Below are 20,407 nucleotides of genomic sequence, written 5' to 3'. Positions count from 1 at the left end.
TTTAAATTTTAAGGGAAAAGCGCCATTAACACATGGGCTGTCAACCAAATCCGCCTTCAGTGGGTTCAACAGAATTGCTGGAGGACATTATCTACGAAGTAAATGCTTCCTGGTTATGAGAATGACCGCATTCATCACCCTGATTACCTGTCTTCATGTAAGCGCAGCAGGGTATTCGCAGAAAGTATCCTTATCGGTGAAGAACACCCCTCTCCAGCAGGTGTTTGCGGAGATTATTTCGCAAACAGGGGTATCTATCATCTATAATGAAAATTCACTTTCACATACCATACCGGTATCCTTACATGTTAAAGACGCTGCACTCCAGCAGGTACTGGATATGTGCGTCAAAGGTCAGCCTGTTATATACAGGATAAGTGGCAATAACATTGTGATTGAAAGGAAAAGGGTCAGCGTGGCGGTCCTGCCCCCGTTGACCGATTCGGTGACCCAAAATACCATTACCGTCAATGGGAGAGTAACAGACGAAAAAGGTGCGCCTGTTCCGGGAGCTACAGTTATGGTGAAGGGAGCCAAACAAGGTGCCAATACCAATGCAAACGGAACGTTTGTATTAAAAGATATAGCCCCGGATGCAGTGATCACAATATCCAGTATAGGGTATATTTCCCAGCAGATCAATGTGGCGGGTAGAAACACGCTGACAGTAGCGTTAAAAGAATTTGTAGGCCGCCTCAATGAAATGGTGGTAGTAGGATATGGTGCCGTAAAGAAAAGTGATGTGACCGGCTCAGTAGCCAGTGTAAGTGAGCAGGATATCAAGGCGACCCCGGTGGTAGATCTGGACAGGGCGATGCAGGGCCGTGCTGCCGGAGTATTGGTAACGCAGAATTCTGCCCGTCCCGGTGGGGCTGCTACCATTCGTATCCGGGGTACAGGTTCTGTAAATGCGGGCAATGATCCATTATATGTGATCGATGGATTTCCTACACATGATATCAATGATATCAATCCCTCCGATATTGAATCTATAGAAATACTGAAAGATGCTTCTTCTACTGCTATCTATGGTTCCCGTGGCTCTAATGGGGTGATCATGGTAACGACTAAACGAGGTAAAAAAGGAGAGTCCAGTGTGAACTTTGAAAGCTATTATGGTATACAGTCTGTAAGGCGCAAGATTCCTTTGCTGAATGCCAGAGAGTATGCTGACTTTATAAATGAAGCCAGGATCAATGGTGGCGGAACGGCCTATTTTGATGGTTCATCAGATAAGCAGCCTTTACCCTCCTCTTTAGGAAAGGGTACAGACTGGCAGGATGAAGTGTTCCGGCAGGCACCTATTCAAAGTTATCAGCTGTCTATCTCCGGTGGAGAAGCTAAAACACGGTATGCCATTTCCGGAAATTATTACAACCAGGAAGGGATCGTGGCTAATTCTGATTTTAAGCGCTACAGCCTGCGGGCCAATCTGGACCGGGAAGTTACTTCCCGGTTAAATGTGGGGCTTTCCATGCAGGGAGCACATACCAGGTCTAATGCAGCCCGTACAGAAACAGATGGTGGTGCCGGTTCTGGTGTGACCAATGCGGCGATCAACTTCGCGCCTACGTTTCCGGTGTTTAATCCCAATGGTACCTATTACCGTGATCAGGGACCGCTGAATGGCAACCTGGTAGATAACCCGCTGGGCCTGGCTAATGAAGTGACCAATCAGTTCTTTACCACCCGTATACTGGCTAATATTTTTGCTGAATATAAAATCATAGAGGGGCTGACTTTCCGTACCGCCTGGGGTGCTGATCTGATTAATTCCAAGACGAATTATTATGTGACCCGTCAGATAGGCCTGGGTGCCAATACTAACGGAGACGCCTCTGTGACCAGTGCGCAGGCCATCAACTGGCTCAATGAAAATACCCTGACGTATAATAAGCTGCTGGCTAAAGACCATAACATCACCGCGATGATAGGTTATACTACACAGGGATACAATACAGAAAATGTGACGGCCAATGCTTCAAACTTTAATGACGACTTTGCCAAGTTCAACAACCTGGGATTAGGCAATACTTTACGCCGTCCCGGATCAGATGCAAGTGACTGGGCATTGATATCCTATCTGGCAAGGGTAAACTATGGTTATTCCAATCGTTTTCTGCTCACTTTAACAGCCCGCAGGGACGGTTCTTCCCGTTTTGGCCCCAATAATAAATATGGATTTTTTCCATCAGGTGCAGTGGCCTGGCGGGTTATCAATGAAAAATTCATGCAGGACCAACGGGTGGTTTCTGATCTGAAAATACGTACCAGCTACGGATTGACCGGTAACCAGGAAATAGGGAATTACGGTTTCCAGTCTTACCTGGCAGATGTAAAATATCCTTTTGGCGCTACCCCGGTACTGCAATCGGGGGGTGTACCTACCGGTATCAGCAACTATGACCTGAGCTGGGAAAAAAATGCACAACTGGATGCCGGTATAGATATCGGATTCATTAATAACCGTATTATGCTGACTGCAGACTATTATGTAAAAACAACCTCTGATCTGTTGTTCAGCGTCAATGTACCACAAACAACAGGATATACCAGTTCCCTGCAGAATATTGGCCGCGTAGAAAACCGTGGACTCGAATTGGGGCTGAATACAGTGAACATGGAAGGGGCCTTTAAATGGAATACGGCAGTAAATATTTCGTTCAACAGGAATAAGATCCTTGCATTGGACGGACGTCCGGAATTCCTGGATGGCTCCGGAAGTGGTCACCTGGGGGTATGGGGAAATACTATCCTGATGAAAGTAGGAGAACCATTGGGGAATTTTTATGGCAGAAATGTAATAGGCATTTTTCAAAACCAGGCGGAGATCGATGCGTCTGCCCAGAAGGATGCCAAACCGGGTGATCTGCGTTACGAAAACGTGAATGGTGATGACATGATCAATGACCTGGACCGTAAGGTAATAGGTAATGGTAATCCGAAGTTCTTTGGTGGGATCAACAACACCTTCAGCTTTAAAGGAGTGGAGCTGAACGTATTTTTCCAGGGTAGTTATGGCAATGATATTCTGAACTTCGGACGCTTTGACCTGTACAACTTAAACGGCAACAACAATCAATCTGCGGATGTACTGCACCGTTGGACACCGGATAACCCCAGTAATGAAATCCCCCGCGCCAATTCGGCGGGTGGCCAGCGTATCCTGTCCAGCTTCCATATTGAAGATGGATCCTATCTGCGCTTAAAGAATATATCGCTGGGGTATAATCTGCCTGCCGGAGTATTAAAGACGCTCTCTCTTGCAAATGTAAAAATATACGTGTCCGCACAGAATCTGCTTACGTTTACCCGCTACAAGGGGTATGACCCTGAGGTAAGCCGCTTCGGCAATTCCTCTATTAGCCAGGGAATGGATTATGGTGGTTATCCTACCGCCAAAACTGTGTTAGTAGGATTAAATGTAAAATTTTAAAATTGGACGCATCATGAAATACCTCGTTATAATATTCACTTTTCTGATCATAAGCTGTAAACCTAACCTGGACCTCGCTCCGGCAGGATGGAAAGGTACCAGCACCTTTTATAAAAATGCAGCAGACGCAGAAGCTGCCGTTACCGGTGCCTATGCTATGCTGTACGATGTATATCGCAATGAACATATTCTAACACCCAATGTAATTGGTGCAGATGATGGCATACCGTTCCTGACAGGAAGCGCAGACAGGATTGCGCTGTGGAAATACACCATGGCTCCTTCCAATGTATACACCGGGCAGATCTGGAGCACAGCGTACAGGGGTATTCAGTTTTCCAATGTAGTCATAGCCCGTATACCAGGTATTGGAATGGATGAAACCTTAAAGAAGCAGTATGTGGGGGAAGCCAAGTTCTTACGGGCACTGCATTATTTTAACCTGGTGCGTTTTTATGGTGAGGTGCCTTTGGTAACGCAGGAAATCACTTCTCTGGATGGGGTAATGGCGCCAAAAGCCAAGCTGGATGATGTGTACAACCAGATAGAAGCAGACCTGAAAGATGCAGAAACGGTGTTGCCCAAAGGATATACCGGCAGTAATGCAGGCAGGGCAACACAGGGAGCTGCAAAAGGTTTGCTTGCCAAAGTATATCTTACCAGGGCAGGGAATACAGCCAACTCACCATACTGGCAGCAGGCAGCCAACAAGGCGAAAGAAGTAATAGACGGGAAAGTATATGACCTGTGGGAAGATTATGCAGATGTATTTGCACTGAAGAATCGCTGTGGTAAAGAATCGCTTTTTGAAGTATTGTTTGTAACAGATGTACAGGGTAATTCCTTTACTACCGGCTATGCCCCGCGGGGTGCACCTATTGTACCCAGTAATGGCTTCGGTATTTTCCGGGTAAGCAAATCGCTGTTTGATAAATATATAGCTACTGATAAACGTAAAGCCGTTACTTTCCTGACCTCTTACGTACATCCTGCTACGCAGCAAACGGTGCAATTATCTGTAGAAACAACAGACCCCGCACTGGCTGTTTCTTTCTGGAAATTAGCAGATCCTACTACAAAGATAGGTTCACAGGGAGGTACCAGCTGGCCGTATATGCGTTATTCTGAAGTGTTACTCATCTATGCTGAGGCATTGAATGAAGCCAAAGGCGCACCGGATGGAGAAGCATATGATGCCATTAATAAAGTGCGTAAGCGTGCCGGACTGGATCCGTTAAAGGGCCTGTCAAAGACCACATTTAAAGATGCGATCCTGGAAGAGCGCCGGCTGGAGTTCTGTTTTGAAGGACAGCGGTGGTTTGATCTTGTACGTACCGGCAGGCTGGAAGCAGCGGTAAAAGCCGAAAACAGTTTTGGCAGGGATGCACCTATTAAAGCCTACCAGGTATTAATGCCTATTCCTCAGCGGGAAGTGGATGCCAATACTGCTTTAATACAAAATGAAGGGTACTAGATTATCGGGCTTTAAAACTTTGAGATTTGATGAAACTGAGATATTTATTTGCAGCAGGACTGTGCCTGCTGTCGGTCATCACACTGGCACAATCCAGTTATGATGTAGTAGTATATGGAGGATCACCGGGTGGATTTACAGCCGCTATACAGGCTGCTAAAATGGGCAAGACAGTCGCATTAATAGAACCATCTGCCCATATTGGCGGCATCCTGGTGAATGGCCTTGGCGTGACGGATATTGACAGCCAGCCGGCATTTCAGAACAGTGTAGCAGTAGGAGGGCTGGCACTAGAGTTTTACCGGCGTATAGCCAGTGTGTATGGCCGGCGGGAAGCATTTGAAGTAGCTTTGCAGCGCAGGATAAAGAACCATGATCTCTGGCCGCATGAGCCACATGTAGGAGAAAAGGTGATCCTGGACTGGCTGGCAGCATATAAAATAGCCCTTTTGATTAATTCCCGTTTGGTAGAGAGCCCGCAGGCAGTGACAAAAAAAGGTACCCGTATTACCAGGATAAAACTGGAAGATGGTAAAACCATCAGCGGAAAAATGTTTATTGACGCTACCTATGAAGGCGATTTGCTGGCAGCTGCGGGGGTTGCTACGGTGATTGGCCGGGAAGCTAATGCGCAATACGGCGAAACATTAAACGGGATACGGGGTGTAACTACACATGCACAATTTCAGGTAAAGGTAGATCCCTACGTTATCCCCGGCGATCCTGAAAGCGGATTAATCCCTGCCATCCAGAAAGGGGAGATTGGTACACCAGGTGCTGCAGATAAACATCTGCAGGCCTATTGTTTCCGGGCTTGTTTAAGCAGAGATCCGGATAACCGTATTCCTTTTAAACAGCCTGCTGATTATGACCGGAAGAATTATGAAATCTATGTCCGTTATCTGAAAGCCGGGGGGCATTTACTGCGCCCATGGGCCAGTGTCCCAAATGGTAAATCTGATTTAGGTGCCTGGCATGACCTGTCGCATAACCTTTATGGTATGAATGTGGATTACCCGGGAGGAAACTATGCCACCCGGAAACGGGTGTATAATGAGCATAGGAGTTTTACGGAAGGGCTTTTTTATTTCCTGGCCAATGACACCGCCGTTGCGAAGCTGGCCCCGGAATTGCAACAGGAGTGGGCTGCCTGGGGACTTGCCAAAGATGAATTTACAGATAATGAAGGCTGGCCGCATATGTTTTATATCCGGGATGCGCGCAGGATGGTGTCGGACTATGTGATCACCGAGCATCATATTCTGAAACCTAATCCTACCCCTGTAGAAGATCCTGTAGGAGTGGCATTCTGGCCTCCGGATGTACATAGTGTGAGAAGAATTGTGAAAGATGGTTATGCCTACAATGAAGGGTTTATTTTTGAACCTGCCGGTTCCTGGCGCCCATTGCCGGTTTCCTATCGGGCACTGGTACCCAGGAAGACAGAATGTACCAATCTGCTCACCCCTACCTGTCCATCTTCCAGCCACATCGCATATGGCGCTATCCGCCTGGAGTGGACGTTTATGGTGCTGGGCCAATCAACAGCTACGGCGGCTGTACTGGCCATTGATGGTAAAAAGGATGTTCAGCAGGTGGATTACAGCATCCTCAGCAAAAGATTACTGAAAGATGCACAAGTACTGGCATTACCTGAATAAGTGGTCAATATGAATGACAACGGCATAGCAAAAGCACTGCTTTTGCTGTGCCGTTCTTTATTGAGGAATGTTTAATTCCATGGATAGAATAGGGTGTGGCTTGCCGGAACCATCCAGCGGAGAACGGCTTACTACCACAAACCCCATGTGCTCATAAAAAGCCACTGCCTGTTCATTCTCCTCGTTTACATCTACCTTAAAGGCGGCGGCCTCTTTTACGGCATACTGTAGCAGCAATTTGCCTAGTCCTTTCCTCCTCGCATCAGGATGGATAAAAAGCATCTCAATTTTATCCGCGGCAATACCTATGAAACCTTGTATATCGTTGTTAGCTCCTTTGATATAATAAAGCGTAACGGATTTTAAGTATTCATTTAATACCAGCGGCTTATAGAACTGAATGTCTGCTTCTGTTAAGAAATGATGAGTGGCCCTTACGGAAGCCTCCCAAACAGCGGTAATTTCTGGATAATTGTCTGAGGAAGCGTTATGTATAGCAGATGTATGCATATTTGTATAATAATGCGGCAAGTTACGAAGGAAGATGTACTTGTGCCTTACTTATTTTGCCGGGAATCCGGCAAACCAGCTGGTAAAAATGTAACTTTAATCTATTATACGGGAACACATTAATGCTTTGATCAATGCACAAACAGGATATACAACTGGTGAGGATTACTTCGGATGATGTGGAATTGTTACTACGACTCAGCCGGCAAACATTTTCTGAAACTTTTTCCCCGGTGAATACGCCGGAAAATATGCAGCATTATCTGGATACCTCGCTCACAACGGAGCAGTTAAGGAAGGAAATTAATCATCCTGATTCCCTGTTTTATTTTGCAATGCGGGCAGGTAGCGCGGTAGGTTATTTGAAGGTGAATTTTGGTACGGCACAAACGGAGTTGCAGGATCCGGGCGGTATGGAAATAGAACGGATTTATGTGCTGAAAGAATTTCATGGGGAAAAAATCGGGCAGTTGTTGTTTAATAAGGCGATGGAAATAGCCAGGGAGCAAAAAGTGGACTATATATGGTTAGGTGTTTGGGAGAAGAACGTGAAAGCGCTTGGATTCTATGAAAAAAATGGGTTTGTCCGGTTTGGAACGCATGCATTTAAACTAGGGAAGGATGAGCAAACAGACCTGATGATGAAACTCACTATTAAGGAAGATGTTTAAATAGTTTGGTAGCTTATATGCTGGAATTATCTATTCGTGAATTGGTCATTGCCACGGTATTGCTTATTGCTGTTATGGTGGTATGTGTAAGAGCAGGCAAATTATCGGTACCGGCAGCTATAACAGGAGGATTGGTGGGAGCACTGGTATTTGCTGGTGCCGGATATGGCGGGATCTGCATGTTAGGAACATTTTTTGTACTGGGTACATTAGCAACTGCCCACAGGAAAGATTTAAAAGCGAAGGTTAGCGGAGATGGGCTGCATCCTGAACAAAGAAAAACCGGTCAGGTGCTGGCAAATGGAGGCGTTGCCGCAGGGATGGCGCTATTGGCGATAATTGACCCTGAACGTGTAGCAATGTACATCATGATGTTGGCAGCGAGTCTGGCTGCTGCCACTGCTGATACACTTTCCTCTGAATTAGGTACTGTATATGGCCGTAGTTTCTATAATATATTAACTTTAAAGAAAGAACCTAAAGGGCTGGATGGTGTAGTAAGTCTGGAAGGTACTTTGTTGGGGGCCGGAGGCGCCATGATCATAGCCGTGATATATGCGATCATGGCGGGGTTTGATGAGCGATGTCTCTTCATTGTATTGGCAGGGATATTGGGTAATCTGGCTGATTCTGTACTGGGGGCTTCCCTGGAGCGCAAACATTATATCGGGAATGATATTGTGAATTTTCTGAATACCCTTTTTGCTGCATTGGTAGCGCAAGGATTGTGTTTGTTATTTTGTTAACTTTTTTTTCTGATGCAATTAATCATTTAATACCTATTGTTATGAGTTTATTAAGAGTTAATGCAGGCATACAGATTTCCAAACCCGTGAATGAGGTGTTTGAAGCCATTGTAGACGACAAAAAAATGTCTAATTATTTTATTTCGGAAAGTTCCGGGAAGATGGAAGAGGGAAAGGAGTTGTTGTGGAAATTCCCGGAATATGAGGAAAGGTTTCCCATAAAAGTTTTGAAGATCAGAATGAATGAATTCGTGTCTTACGAATGGGAAATGGGAGAAGGCAAAAAGAACCAGGTGGAAATGACGCTTACTGCTGCCCCGGGTAATAGTACCGTAGTAAAAATCACTGAGGGAGAAATGGAAAACAATGAAGCGGGGATTGCATGGCTGGGTGGTAACGCAGAAGGATGGGCGAACTTCCTGGCTTGTCTGAAAGCCTATCTGGAATATGGTATTAACCTGCGGAAAGGGGCTTTTGATTTTAGAAAAGGTTAAGCACAACCCGCCATAGCAGCATATTGGCCCTGACAGCAATAGGGTCGTTTTCTGCATGTTTTAATACTGCTTAAAGGCGGCTATTTCTTTTTGGCCTTTTTGGCCTTTGCAAGCGCTATATTTTCTTTCGCTCTGAATTTTACAATTTTACTGATTAAGCCTAAAGGTAATGGCTGATCTATGGGGAATTGTACCGTGCCCTTGCCTCCTTCATAGACAGCAAGCTCCTTTTTAAATGCTTCGATTCCTCTGGGGGCAGGATAGAAACCAATATGATTTTTAAAGGCTGCAAAATGCACCAGGTTACCATGTAATTTAAAGGTAGGTATAGCATAACTGATAGCCTCTTCGGCTTCAGGGGCTGCTTTTTTGATGGTGGTCCGCACCGTTTCCAATAGTTGCTGGGTTTCTTTGGGGAATCCAGCTATGTATTCATCTATGTTTGCAGCAAGATTGCCTTTCATGCTTTTATCTTTTAGTGATTAATAAGATAGTTCAAATTTACTGTCTCTTTTTATAAGGATAACAGGGCGAAAGCGACAAAATAAGGGGGAGGAGGCGACGGGCAGATGTCCTTAATACCCCTTCAGAAAGTCGCTTCTGCACCGCTCCAGTTGATAGTGAGCATGCTATTTTTGCAGGACTACTTAATAGCAGGCAAGCTAATTTATCACTTAAAAAAGTACTGAAATGAAAAAGAGAATTTCTAATCAGAAAATAACCTCAAACCTTTGGTTTGACAGGAATGCAGAAGAAGCCGTAAATTTTTACATGTCTATCTTCAAGGATGCACAGATAGGAAGAGTAGCCTATTATGGCAGTGAAGGATTTGAAATACACGGTATGCCGGAAGGAACAGTGCTGACAATAGAATTTATGATTGAAGGACAGGAGTTCGTAGCGCTGAATGGAGGCCCTCACTTCAAATTTAATGAAGCGGTCTCCTTTATTATCAACTGTGCCTCACAGGAAGAAGTAGATTATTACTGGGACAGGCTGACCGCCGGAGGTGATGAAAAAGCACAAGTGTGTGGATGGTTGAAAGACAAGTTTGGTGTATCCTGGCAAATTGTACCTGAAGCGCTCACTGATATGCTGCAGGATCCGGATAAATCAAAAACAGGCAGGATGATGAGCGCTTTATTTAAAATGAAGAAACTTGATCTCAAGGCATTGGAAGCGGCTTATAATAAATAGGAAGGGCGGGATCAATCCCGCCCTCCTGCCCGAATAAATCATTTCTCAGGGAACTATTGTAATGAACAGATAAGTAGCTAATATCACCAGCAGTACGATACCTTGCAGGATATTGGTTTTACCGGCGTTAAAAGAAATACTGACGGTGAACAGGGAGAGTATGAGCAGTAAAGTGGACTTAGCATCGATACCCAGGGTAACCGAGAATCCTCCAAAATAGGCTACTATAGCTACCGCAGGAATAGTAAGGCCGATACTGGCCAGGGCAGAACCTAATGCCAGGTTCAGGCTTGTCTGAAGCCGGTTTTTAGCGGCTGCCCTGATAGCGGCAATCCCTTCCGGTAGCAGAATAACTGCTGCAATGATCACCCCTACGAGGCTTTTGGGAGCGCCCAGATCAATGACAATAGCTTCGATGGTAGGGGATAATTTTTTTGACAGCAGTACTACTACTGCCAATGCCACTATTAAAAGAAGCAGGCTAACTAATGAAGTTAAATTGGAAGGTGGTGCAGCGTGTGCATCTTCATCTTCTGCTGTGGCATCACCTGGCAGAAAATAATCCCGGTGGCGTACTGTTTGAACGGCAATAAAGCTGCCATATAGTATCAGGGAAATAATAGCTACAAATATCAACTGGCTGCTGGAATAAATAGGCCCCGCTTCGGTAGTCGTGTAATTAGGCAACACCAGCGTTAAAATAGAAATAGCCGTTAAAGTTACCAATGAAGCACTGACACCTTGTTTAATAAAAGGTTGTTCCTTATAAATGTAGCCGCCCCGGAATAAAGACATGCCAATGATCCCTGTAAGAATCAGCATAATCGCTGCAAAAACGGTATCCCGTGCTAAGGTGGATTCCTGCGCTGCCTCAGTAAGCATAATGGAAACAATCAGAGAAACCTCGATAACAGTAATGGCCAGGGCCAGGATGAGCGTACCATAAGGTTCTCCCACTCTATGGGCCACTACTTCTGCATGATGCACTGCGGATAATACCACACTAATCAATGAGATGCCCATAATAGCGGTGAAAATACCACTTTGCTGTTCTCCGGCCAGTCCTAACAACAGCAAGCCTATTACAGGGCTGATAATACACCATAATGGCAGTGTGATTTTCCATCTTTTATAGAGAAAATGATTGAATGTCATATGCTTTCAGGCTTTAGTAAAAGTGAGCTGCTGTGAGTAGTTTTAGCATTAGTTATAATGTCTAAGTTATTGTAATCTCGGTTTTTTGACCGCTTTTTTTTCACAACCCACCTTTTTGCCTGAAAACAGGGGTACTATTTAGCACTATTTTTCCTGCGGGCCACATAAGTAAGGTCCGGTAGGAAAGAATAAATATTGTAGTATTATTTATAGCTAGCTGCTTCCCGGATCAGCTCCAGCACTTCTTTGGGATGGGAAGCCAGTGATGCATGGCTGGCGTCCAGGTGGATAATTTTTTTTGCTTTAATATGTTCCGCCATCTCCTGTTGTGTAGCGGGAGGAATCATCAAATCCTTGTCGGAAACCTGGTACCAGCTGGGTTTGTTTTTCCAGGCAGGAGTGCCGGCAGCATCACCAAAACATTTGCCATGAATGGGCTTTTGAGAAAGTGACAGTACCAGTGCTTCATCTTCTCCCAGATCAGCACAAAAGGCCTGATGATACATATCGTATTTAATCCATAAGTAGCCCTTGTTATCCGGATATATGCTGGCTGCACCGGCTGGCTGACCTCTCCGGCTGAAAATGCCTCCCAGGCTATCTCCTTCATCGGGTGCAAAGGCAGCTATATATACCAGCCCCACTACTTTATCATGATTTCCTGCCCCTGAAATTACAGCGCCGCCGTAGGAGTGCCCAACCAGCAGCACTTTTCCTTCCTGTGCGTCAATTAAATCCCTGGTTTTATTGATATCATCGGCCAAAGAGGTCAACGGATTCTGTGCGCTTCTGACCTTATATCCTTCTTTATGCAATGCAGGGATAATATGCCGCCAATGTGAACCGTCTCCCCATGCCCCATGGACAAGGATAATTGTTAGGTCTTTGTTTGCCATGATTATGTTTTTTGTGGTTAAAAATATACCAATAGTACGGTGGTGAGGTAGCAGCTACGATAGTCAGAATATAACTACCATAAGTGAATGTAGTACAAATGAAGGAGATGAAAAGTTCGGGTTAAAATAAATATAACATAGTGGTCAGTGCCTTCGGGAGGTACCGGCCTCAATGCGCGGCAGGATACCGGGTAGTGTTATCCCACTTTCAGTTTACCATATTTCAGGTGATATTCTTTTGGAGACATGTTTACTTGCCGGCGAAAGATTTTCCTGAAGAAGCTGATATCTTCATAGCCACATTGCAGTGCTACATTTTCAATACTCTCGCGGGTGTTTTCCAGCAGCTTTTTTGCAGCTTCGATACGCACGCGTTGCAGGTATTCCAGCGGCGTATTACCAGTTGCCTGTCTGAAGCGACGAATGAAATTTCTAACGCTCATATGATAGTCGGCAGCCAGTTTTTCTAAAAGAATGCTTTGCTGATAGTGGGTTTCTATGAATTCCTGCACGCTTTTTATCGACTCATCAGCATGATCGTGCTGGTAGCGGAAAACAGAAAAGGCCAGCTGGGAGTCTTCATGGGTGTTGATCATCAATATTTTGGAAGCCATGACAGCCTCCTGATGCCCTAGCAGTTTTTCGATCAGATAAATCATGAATGTGGTAAAGCTGAAAGCGCCTCCGCAGGAACAGAGCGGCCCTTCGTCTACGATGATCTTATCATCCTGTACATTGATGGAGGGATAGCGCTGTTCGAACTGCTTTGCGAACAGCCAGTTAGTGGTAGCTTTTTTGCCATCCAATAAGCCTGTTTCTGCCAGCAGGAAGGCTCCAATACAAATACTGGCAAGATCGGATCCTTTCTGGTGCTGTTTTTTTAACCATGTTATCAGACGACCCTCCTGGCTAATCACTTCGTCAATTTTATCATAACGCATGGCCGGAATAATGATTAACCGGAACTGATCCCGGGAGCGGAGTTTTTGGGATTGGCTTCCTCCTAAAGGTCTACGGACAAGCTCCCCATCGATTGTTGTAATAAAATCGATTCCGATATCTTCCTTTAGCGGTATCCCGGTGACCAACGGATACATCCGGTTAAGTCCGCTCCAGATATCAGCAGGTCCGGTCACGCAGCTGGGCACCACATTTTTGTAATCAAGAATAGCAATACGCACGGTTGTTTCTTTATGTTAAAGATATGGCAATATTGCCTTCTTTTTTGTCATTTCTGCCAATTATGGTATCAATAAGTGTTCCTTAGTTTTGAGCTAACATTAAAATAAATCAAAAGGTTATGATACAGGAAACCAGTAAAATACTAACTACGCAGGAAATTGCGGCACGATTTGATGAGCTTGCCCAGCAAGAGAAGTGGTTTGAAATCCAGGAAACGTTTTTTGCAGAGAATATAAGCAGCCTGGAACCTCCTGGTTCTCCTTATCTGGAGGATGCTATGGGTAAAGCAGCTGTTCGTAAAAAAGCCAAGGACTGGGTGGCCAGGATAACACACGTTTATGGAGCTTATACTACCCATCCTGTTGTTGGCGGCAATCATTTTGCAGTAGGGCGGGGTATGGATGTTACTGTGGAAGGTTTCGGGAGAATAAAAATGGATCAGATCATGTTATATGAGGTGAAAGATGGTCAGATTATATCAGAACAATTCTTCTATTAGTAAAAGTGTTGATGATGTAAGATCATTTAATGAGCCTCAGGCTGATGGGCTGACGCTCCGCGGATGACTGGGAGCATCTTTTATGTATTGGGTTTTAATCCTGGTGAAAGCTATTTCTTGATGTATGCTTTTTGTTTAGGTACGTGATAAAATAGGGCCTGATCACCGGAGATAAATCTTTAAGCAAAATAGCCAGACTGTTAACAGGTTTGCAATCTTGTGCTCCTTTACAGTAGTAATCGATGTGGAAGGTGTATTTTTTATTATCATATAAGATGAGATAGGAGACTTTCCTGTCATATGTTTCATAGCCCCCGCAATAATAAAAAGGTATAAATACCGCCTTTTTACCGCCAAAGTCCCGGATATGTATTTCTTCTTTTACAAAATGGATAAGCGACATTTCAGCGTCAGGATGCCTGTATGTTAATATGGTTGTTTTTTTATTTTTAAGAATCGCTTCTATTTGTGTTAACGCACCATCAAAGATGGAGGAATCTGTATTGCAGGGGTTTATAACTTTTACCTGCAGGTTATTTTCCCCAAATACATCATGAAAGGTTTTACGCACAACAATACTTGCCCTTGTAAGGCGTTGTAATGTGGTTGCAGCAATCATTGCCTGTTTGGTTTTATCGAAAATCCCTGCACAGGTATCTATGTATTTGTAGACTATTTCATCATTAAAATTTTCGAGATAGGTTTTAGGTAATGTGATTTTTCTTTTTATAGTAGGTATTTTTACCAGTTCATCGCTTTCCATATCAAAATAATTCCAGTCGCCCACATAATTACCTGTTAATAAGTTAATGCTGGATTCCCCGCTACCATCATTATTAGCTGGTCCAAATTCATATCTGGTCATAGCAGTAAGCTGAATTTTTTTAAGCGACTTATTGTAGGTGAATTCACAATGATAACCAGCCCGCATATGCGGTACGAAATAGGTAAAGCCGTTGAATGTGCCGGATGTTTTGCGTATGCCCGAAAGGGGTTCCTCAAAAGCAAGCTCCAGGCTTGTTCGCGCTATGAATTTTTGGGTTGACAGCATGCTGATGATAACCGCTCGTGTTTTGTCAAAAATGATTGTATCTGTTTTTTTGTCAAAATCCATATCCAGTATAAGTGTGTCATTGGGGTTAAAATCCTGTGCATAAACTGCTGTAAATAAAAGGGCGAGAATAACTGAGACTATGACCTGTTTCATTTTTTATCAATGAGGATTAGCACAATATTAATAAAAAGAATCTGCCCGGATGATAACATGATATTTAAAATTTCTTCGTAAATTAGGTTAACAGATCGCCAACGACACTTGTGAAGACCCGAAAACTTTCCTAAGACTATTATAAATTCTCCGATTTTGTTCACTTGCAGGCATGAATGCCGTGATATTGGATGATTAACCTGAAAACCCGCAATCCCATGTTAAGAAAAATCGTTCTGGAGACGATATGTCTCTTATTCATTTTGTTATTCGTTTATACAGCGGTGAGTAAATTCCTTGATTATGAAAACTTCCGGGCTGTAATAGGACAATCTCCCCTTGTTACGCGGTTTGCACCGGTGCTTGCCATAGTAGTGCCTGTAGCTGAAATAGCTATTGCTTTGCTGCTTGTTATTCCGGTTTACCGGCGGGTGGGCCTCTATGCCTCTTTTGCAATGATGATGCTTTTCACTGTTTACATTATTGTATTGGTCACATTATCAGAGAAAATTCCCTGTTCGTGCGGAGGAGTTATTTCCCGTATGACCTGGACGCAACATCTATATTTTAATATCGTCTTCGTACTACTGGCGTTATGGGGTATGTGGTTATATACTAAATCCGTTCATACTTAACCTACCTGTTATGCAACAACCTTTTAAATTTGCCGCGTTTTGCATTGTGGCTTGTCTGATGCTGGTACTGGGGCTGTATGTTTTTGCAGATAAACCTAATGAGCAAAAGAACGGTTTTACCCGTAAGCTGCAGCCACATACAGCAATACTTACGCACTCACTTGAATTACGCAGCCCTGCCTATTATATTGCCGGATGTACAGATCAACATCTTTATTTAGGCAATTATTCTGCCGCTTTGCATTTGCTGGCAGTACACCAGAATTTAAAGGATACACAGCAATTGACACTTAAAACCCCTCCCGGAGAACGATATGCCTGGAAGCTGGCGCGGGTAATGGTAGATTCCCCTGCGGTATATATGGCAGAAGGAAATACACCTGTTCTTTATAACGGGCAACTGGGTGATTTGAGTATGCGTCGCTTTCTGCCACAAAGCTGTTTCTTTAATGTACTGCAAAATATCTCGGCTACTTCTTTTATTTCACGCAGTATTCATATTGATACTTTGGGGAATAAGCAGAATATACTTGTAAAAATAAAAACGGATTCGCCCTTCGTAAAGTTGGGAAAGGATATTATTACAAAACAGGTGGATGGCATCTTCTGTACAGACGGTACACTAGACTACGACAAACGTACAGGAAAATTGGTTTATCTGTACCATTACCGGAATGAATTTATCACCCTCGATACTAACCTGCATGTGATTTATAAAGGGCATACGCTGGACACCAATACAACGGCCAAGATACAGGTAGCAGATATGTCTACGGGAGTTAGTAAGTTTTCTGCACCCCCCAACTATGTAAACAATAGCGCCAGCATAGACGACGGTAAGATCTATGTACTTTCTTCCCTGCTGGCAGATAATGAGGACAGGCAGCACAGCCAGCATAATGAAATAATAGATGTGTTCTCATTGGAAAAAGGTGATTATATCCACACTTTATATATTCCGCTTAACAGGAAAGCGCGTATGACAGACTTTGTAGTAAAAGGGAATCAGCTGTTTGCCTTATATGAACATGCATTGCATGCCTATACCATTACAGGTAATTAATATCATTTCTATTGCAATAGAACAGGAGTAGCCGAAAACCTGTAGAAAATAGTAGGCATATATCTGAACTAATAATTTCACTGTTATGAACTTAAAGAAAATGGGTCTTTCTGTAGCGGTATTTGCGATTGCCATCGCAGGTGCTTTTGCTACCAATGTTACATTCTCGGAGGATGGGTATACCAACCTCCAGCAGGTACCTGACCAAGGCTCACCTTGCGTGTACCGGAAATACTGTGCTGGTGGATCTACTACCTGTACAGTAACTATATCAGGAAGGATGCTTCAGTGTCTGAGACTGGAATCCAATGGTACCTGCAGCAGTACGGTACTTTCACAACCTTGATGATAAAATAATGTGTAAAGCCTTGCCATCCGCAGGGCTTTACATATCCTAAGGAGCAGCGGTTACAGGTGTTACCCGATCTACAGCAATCGTTTCCATAAATTTGTTATACGCTTCCTCCTCCCGGTTCATTTTGTCATACCAGCTCTTTTTGAGAATGAGCGTAGTAATACCAAGCACCAACAGGGTACTTAGCAGAGACAGGTTGTATTGCAATACAATATACATGGGAAGGAGGGTAAGGCAGCATTGCCATACGATACCTACGGCGATGTTAAACACATCCCTACGGAAGTTGGTATTTCTTGTAAGGCCTGGATAGCGTGCCTGGGCTTTTTGTGCTATTGGTCCCCAGTATCCCCAGGGCCGCACCCGTAAGTAGAAATCGATCAGAGTTGCTTCGTCTACCGGTTTAGAGCAATAGGTGCCTGCAATGCAGCCGATCAGTGATATTACCAGCATTACCGGGAAATAATATAATGGCAGTGTATTTGGGAACAGGTGGGGCACGATCATGGCCGCAAGAATACCTGTGAACATCCCCCAGAAGAAACCGTAGCCGTTGAATCTCCACCAGTGCCATTTCAGCACATTGGCAGCAATATATCCACCGTAGAGGGCGGAAACGATCCATTGCAGGATAGAATTAATATCATGAATATAAAAGCCGATAATGGTGCTAAAGACTACCACTGCAATAGAGATCAGATAGCTTGCCTGTATCTGTGATTTGCTGGAAGCAGTAGGGTTAATGTACCGCAGGTATACATCATTGATCAGGTAGGCAGGAGCTGCATTTACGGTAGAAGCAAAAGTGGAAATGAATGCAGACAGCAGGCCAGCCAGCAGCAGGCCGGTCATGCCGGCATGGGAGAACTGGTTGATAGCCCGGGGTAATATTGTTTCAAAATCTATTCCGTTACCCATTTGCCGGAAGTCGTCGCTAAAAAAAACGATGGCGAGCAGCGTAAAGCCCATGATCATGAGATACCGGGGTACCATTAGAAATACTGATACGGAACCACTCATTAGTGCAGCCTCCCGGGGTGTTCTGCAAGCCAGTATTTTCTGCATGTCGTAGTTGGGAGCAGGGCCGGCCATACTGAAAAAGATACCTTTAAACAGCATCATCATCACAAAAACGGCAAAGAGATTGTATTGGTCGGCGGCAATTTTCCCTGTGATGGCGGGGATATGGTGGCTCCAGTCCAGGTTAAGTTCCCATCCAAAGAAAGGATTATCCCAGCCTGCAGGTATATGGGTGGCCAGCATATCGGGGCTGATGGCGCTCATAGCCGTTGCTGCGATTACAACCCCTGATATCGTCATGATGGCAAACTGTACGGCATCTGCCCACACGATACCTTGCATACCTCCCAGGATTACATAAAAGGTGGCGATGCCGGTAAAAAATATGCCGTAGAGATGAGGTACAAAAGCAGCGGGTACATCAAACGGAACGTAGGCGGATACTGCACTCCAGGGTAGGAATACTTCCATAAATTTGCCTATACCGATGAAACCGTAACTCAGAAATCCCACTACGCCAATGACGGCATAGAAGACTACAATAGCATGAGATAACTTTGCTCCGCTGCCATAGCCGAAGCGCGTCTGTATCCATTCTGCACCGGTACGTACATTGGAGCGGCGCAGCCAGATGGACAGGTATACCATCATGAACACCTGGTTGAATACAGGCCATAACCAGGGAATCCACAAACTTTTCAGCCCATAAACGAAAGCCAGGTACACCAGCCACATTGTACCAGAGATATCAAACATACCCGAAGCATTGGATAATCCGAGCAGGTAATACGGCAATGTTTTACCACCAAGGAAATATTCATCCAGGTTTTTAGATGCTCTTTTCTTGACTATCAGACCGATCACGATCATAGTAACCAGGTAAAGGGCAATAATGAGTATATCGATAAAAGCGAGCTTCATGGGTAGCGTATCCTCTTAACTTGGCTATAATCACTAAAGATAAGATTATTTTTAAGCGGGGCAACTTGTCGCTATCTGTAGGTTTCCCTGAAGGCCATATTCCTGTTGATCAGCTCATTGATCCGCTTTACTGATTCTGCGGACCGGAGGCCATCAGCGGGCGTGTGCAGGCAATGATCGAGTAATTTATCTATGCTCGATACCGCCACGTGCATACGGGTATCACTGGAGGCATAATAGATATATACCGTCCCATCCTCATCACAGATCCACCCATTAGAGAACAACACATTCGATACATCGCCGATACGTTCCATGCCATCCGGTGCCAGCAGATAACCACCAGGCTCTGCAATCAGGTGAGCAGGGTTGTCTAGTGCGGTCAGGTAGGTATATAATACATACCGTAGCCCCGCTGCACAGTTTCGTACACCGTGCGCCAGGTGCAGCCATCCTTTTGGGGTTTTGATAGGATGAGGGCCTTCTCCGTTCTTTAATTCCTTGATGGTGTGATAGTAGCGTTTGTTGATGATCTGCTCTTCGCGGATAACCGGGTTGCAGATGTCTTCTATCAATGCCCAGCCGATACCTCCGCCAGTACCGGCGAGAATGAAATCGTCCTGTGGTCTGGTGTAGAGCGCATATTTACCGTTCACAAATTCCGGGTGCAGTACCACATTACGCTGCTGACTGGAGGCTTTGAGGTTGGGGAGACGTTCCCAGGTCAGCAGGTCTTTCGTACGTACAATGCCAGCACTGGCCAACGCAGAAGACAGGTCGCCTGGCACGGCTTCAGGGTGATGGCGTTCACTGCAGAAAATACCATATATCCAGCCATCTTCATGTGCCGTTAACCGGATGTCGTATATATTCGTTTCGTGTGGGTCGGTATCCGGTATTTCTACAGGCCGGGGCCAGAAGCGAAACTGGTCGATGCCATTGGGGCTTTCTGCAATAGCGAAAAAAGATTTCCGGTCTGTCCCTTCCACTCTTACCATCAACAGGTATTTGTTGTTCCACTTAATGGCGCCTGCATTCATGGTGGTATTAATACCAATGCGCTCCAGGCAATATGGGTTAGTGTCCGGGTTTCGGTCATACCGCCAGTCGATGGGTACATGATGATGGGTGATCACCGGGTTCCGGTATCTGCGTACGATGCCATTGTGGTGTTGATGCGGTGTATTCAGTTGGGCCAGCAATGCTTCCTGTTGCTGCATAAGTTCCTCCCAGCGTTGCTGAAACTGATCTCTCATAAAATTTTTCTCTTACTACAACTAATGGA

19 protein-coding genes are annotated in these 20,407 nt (G+C 44.7%); 11 read left to right on the top strand and 8 right to left on the bottom strand.

Features of this window, described 5'->3' with window-relative positions:
- The first annotated feature begins 115 nt into the window (after positions 1 to 115).
- From ABR189_RS29305 to ABR189_RS29295, 3 genes are read left to right on the top strand one after another with little or no spacing between them, the layout of a single operon-like run.
- The gene (locus tag ABR189_RS29305) at positions 116 to 3,436 is read left to right on the top strand and encodes a TonB-dependent receptor (protein WP_354664087.1); all 3,321 of its coding nucleotides are present in this window, start codon (positions 116 to 118) and stop codon (positions 3,434 to 3,436) included.
- Between the two features lie 13 nt (positions 3,437 to 3,449).
- A complete protein-coding gene (locus tag ABR189_RS29300; protein ID WP_354664086.1) occupies positions 3,450 to 4,910 on the top strand; it encodes a RagB/SusD family nutrient uptake outer membrane protein in 1,461 nt (486 codons plus the stop codon).
- A gap of 29 nt (positions 4,911 to 4,939) precedes the next feature.
- The gene (locus ABR189_RS29295) at positions 4,940 to 6,571 is read left to right on the top strand and encodes an FAD-dependent oxidoreductase (protein ID WP_354664085.1); all 1,632 of its coding nucleotides are present in this window, start codon (positions 4,940 to 4,942) and stop codon (positions 6,569 to 6,571) included.
- A 57-nt stretch (positions 6,572 to 6,628) separates the two neighbouring features.
- On the opposite strand, the gene ABR189_RS29290 is transcribed toward ABR189_RS29295, so the two are convergent.
- Positions 6,629 to 7,081, bottom strand: coding sequence for a GNAT family N-acetyltransferase (locus ABR189_RS29290; RefSeq protein WP_354664084.1), 453 nt, complete (start codon positions 7,079 to 7,081; stop codon positions 6,629 to 6,631).
- Positions 7,082 to 7,215: 134 nt separating this feature from the next.
- On the opposite strand from ABR189_RS29290, the gene ABR189_RS29285 reads away from it, so the two are divergent.
- From ABR189_RS29285 to ABR189_RS29275, 3 genes are read left to right on the top strand one after another with little or no spacing between them, the layout of a single operon-like run.
- Positions 7,216 to 7,752 carry a GNAT family N-acetyltransferase gene (locus ABR189_RS29285; protein WP_354664083.1) on the top strand — a complete coding sequence of 179 codons (537 nt, stop codon included), beginning with the start codon at positions 7,216 to 7,218 and terminating at the stop codon, positions 7,750 to 7,752.
- Between the two features lie 17 nt (positions 7,753 to 7,769).
- Entirely contained in the window at positions 7,770 to 8,498 is a 729-nt protein-coding gene (locus tag ABR189_RS29280; RefSeq protein ID WP_354664082.1) for a DUF92 domain-containing protein, read from the top strand.
- A gap of 41 nt (positions 8,499 to 8,539) precedes the next feature.
- On the top strand, positions 8,540 to 8,992 hold the full coding sequence (locus ABR189_RS29275; protein ID WP_354664081.1) for an SRPBCC domain-containing protein: 453 nt from the start codon (positions 8,540 to 8,542) through the stop codon (positions 8,990 to 8,992).
- Positions 8,993 to 9,072: 80 nt separating this feature from the next.
- Here ABR189_RS29275 and ABR189_RS29270 read toward each other — a convergent pair whose 3' ends face one another.
- Positions 9,073 to 9,456, bottom strand: a complete 384-nt coding sequence (locus ABR189_RS29270) for an iron chaperone (protein ID WP_354664080.1) — start codon at positions 9,454 to 9,456, stop codon at positions 9,073 to 9,075.
- Between the two features lie 226 nt (positions 9,457 to 9,682).
- Here ABR189_RS29270 and ABR189_RS29265 point away from each other — a divergent pair, with 226 nt between their 5' ends.
- A complete protein-coding gene (locus tag ABR189_RS29265) occupies positions 9,683 to 10,189 on the top strand; it encodes a VOC family protein (RefSeq protein ID WP_354664079.1) in 507 nt (168 codons plus the stop codon).
- 45 nt (positions 10,190 to 10,234) lie between these two features.
- Here the strand turns inward: ABR189_RS29265 and ABR189_RS29260 are convergent, their stop codons facing one another.
- From ABR189_RS29260 to ABR189_RS29250, 3 genes are all read right to left on the bottom strand, one after another.
- Positions 10,235 to 11,344, bottom strand: a complete 1,110-nt coding sequence (locus tag ABR189_RS29260; protein WP_354664078.1) for a calcium:cation antiporter — start codon at positions 11,342 to 11,344, stop codon at positions 10,235 to 10,237.
- A gap of 203 nt (positions 11,345 to 11,547) precedes the next feature.
- The gene (locus ABR189_RS29255) at positions 11,548 to 12,240 is read right to left on the bottom strand and encodes an alpha/beta fold hydrolase (RefSeq protein WP_354664077.1); all 693 of its coding nucleotides are present in this window, start codon (positions 12,238 to 12,240) and stop codon (positions 11,548 to 11,550) included.
- A 197-nt stretch (positions 12,241 to 12,437) separates the two neighbouring features.
- Complete coding sequence (locus tag ABR189_RS29250; RefSeq protein WP_354664076.1) at positions 12,438 to 13,421, bottom strand: GlxA family transcriptional regulator; 984 nt, start codon at positions 13,419 to 13,421, stop codon at positions 12,438 to 12,440.
- 119 nt (positions 13,422 to 13,540) lie between these two features.
- Here ABR189_RS29250 and ABR189_RS29245 point away from each other — a divergent pair, with 119 nt between their 5' ends.
- Positions 13,541 to 13,921, top strand: a complete 381-nt coding sequence (locus ABR189_RS29245; RefSeq protein WP_354664075.1) for a SnoaL-like domain-containing protein — start codon at positions 13,541 to 13,543, stop codon at positions 13,919 to 13,921.
- 94 nt (positions 13,922 to 14,015) lie between these two features.
- Here the strand turns inward: ABR189_RS29245 and ABR189_RS29240 are convergent, their stop codons facing one another.
- The gene (locus tag ABR189_RS29240; protein ID WP_354664074.1) at positions 14,016 to 15,128 is read right to left on the bottom strand and encodes a hypothetical protein; all 1,113 of its coding nucleotides are present in this window, start codon (positions 15,126 to 15,128) and stop codon (positions 14,016 to 14,018) included.
- A 218-nt stretch (positions 15,129 to 15,346) separates the two neighbouring features.
- Between ABR189_RS29240 and ABR189_RS29235 the strand changes: the two genes are divergently transcribed.
- From ABR189_RS29235 to ABR189_RS29225, 3 genes are all read left to right on the top strand, one after another.
- Positions 15,347 to 15,763, top strand: coding sequence for a MauE/DoxX family redox-associated membrane protein (locus ABR189_RS29235; RefSeq protein ID WP_354664073.1), 417 nt, complete (start codon positions 15,347 to 15,349; stop codon positions 15,761 to 15,763).
- A gap of 10 nt (positions 15,764 to 15,773) precedes the next feature.
- Complete coding sequence (locus ABR189_RS29230) at positions 15,774 to 16,826, top strand: hypothetical protein (protein ID WP_354664072.1); 1,053 nt, start codon at positions 15,774 to 15,776, stop codon at positions 16,824 to 16,826.
- Between the two features lie 85 nt (positions 16,827 to 16,911).
- Entirely contained in the window at positions 16,912 to 17,172 is a 261-nt protein-coding gene (locus tag ABR189_RS29225) for a DUF6520 family protein (RefSeq protein ID WP_354664071.1), read from the top strand.
- Positions 17,173 to 17,220: 48 nt separating this feature from the next.
- Here ABR189_RS29225 and ABR189_RS29220 read toward each other — a convergent pair whose 3' ends face one another.
- Positions 17,221 to 19,122 (bottom strand): sodium:solute symporter family protein, encoded by a 1,902-nt coding sequence (locus ABR189_RS29220; RefSeq protein WP_354664070.1) that lies wholly within the window; start codon positions 19,120 to 19,122, stop codon positions 17,221 to 17,223.
- 71 nt (positions 19,123 to 19,193) lie between these two features.
- Positions 19,194 to 20,378, bottom strand: a complete 1,185-nt coding sequence (locus tag ABR189_RS29215; protein WP_354664069.1) for a glycoside hydrolase family 130 protein — start codon at positions 20,376 to 20,378, stop codon at positions 19,194 to 19,196.
- Positions 20,379 to 20,407: the final 29 nt, after the last annotated feature.

Origin of the sequence: Chitinophaga sp. H8 (assembly GCF_040567655.1) — a bacterium.
Classification (GTDB): Bacteria; Bacteroidota; Bacteroidia; order Chitinophagales; family Chitinophagaceae; genus Chitinophaga; species Chitinophaga defluvii.
The sequence above is the reverse complement of the archived record's forward strand: the minus strand, read 5'-3'. Positions and strand labels throughout refer to the sequence as shown.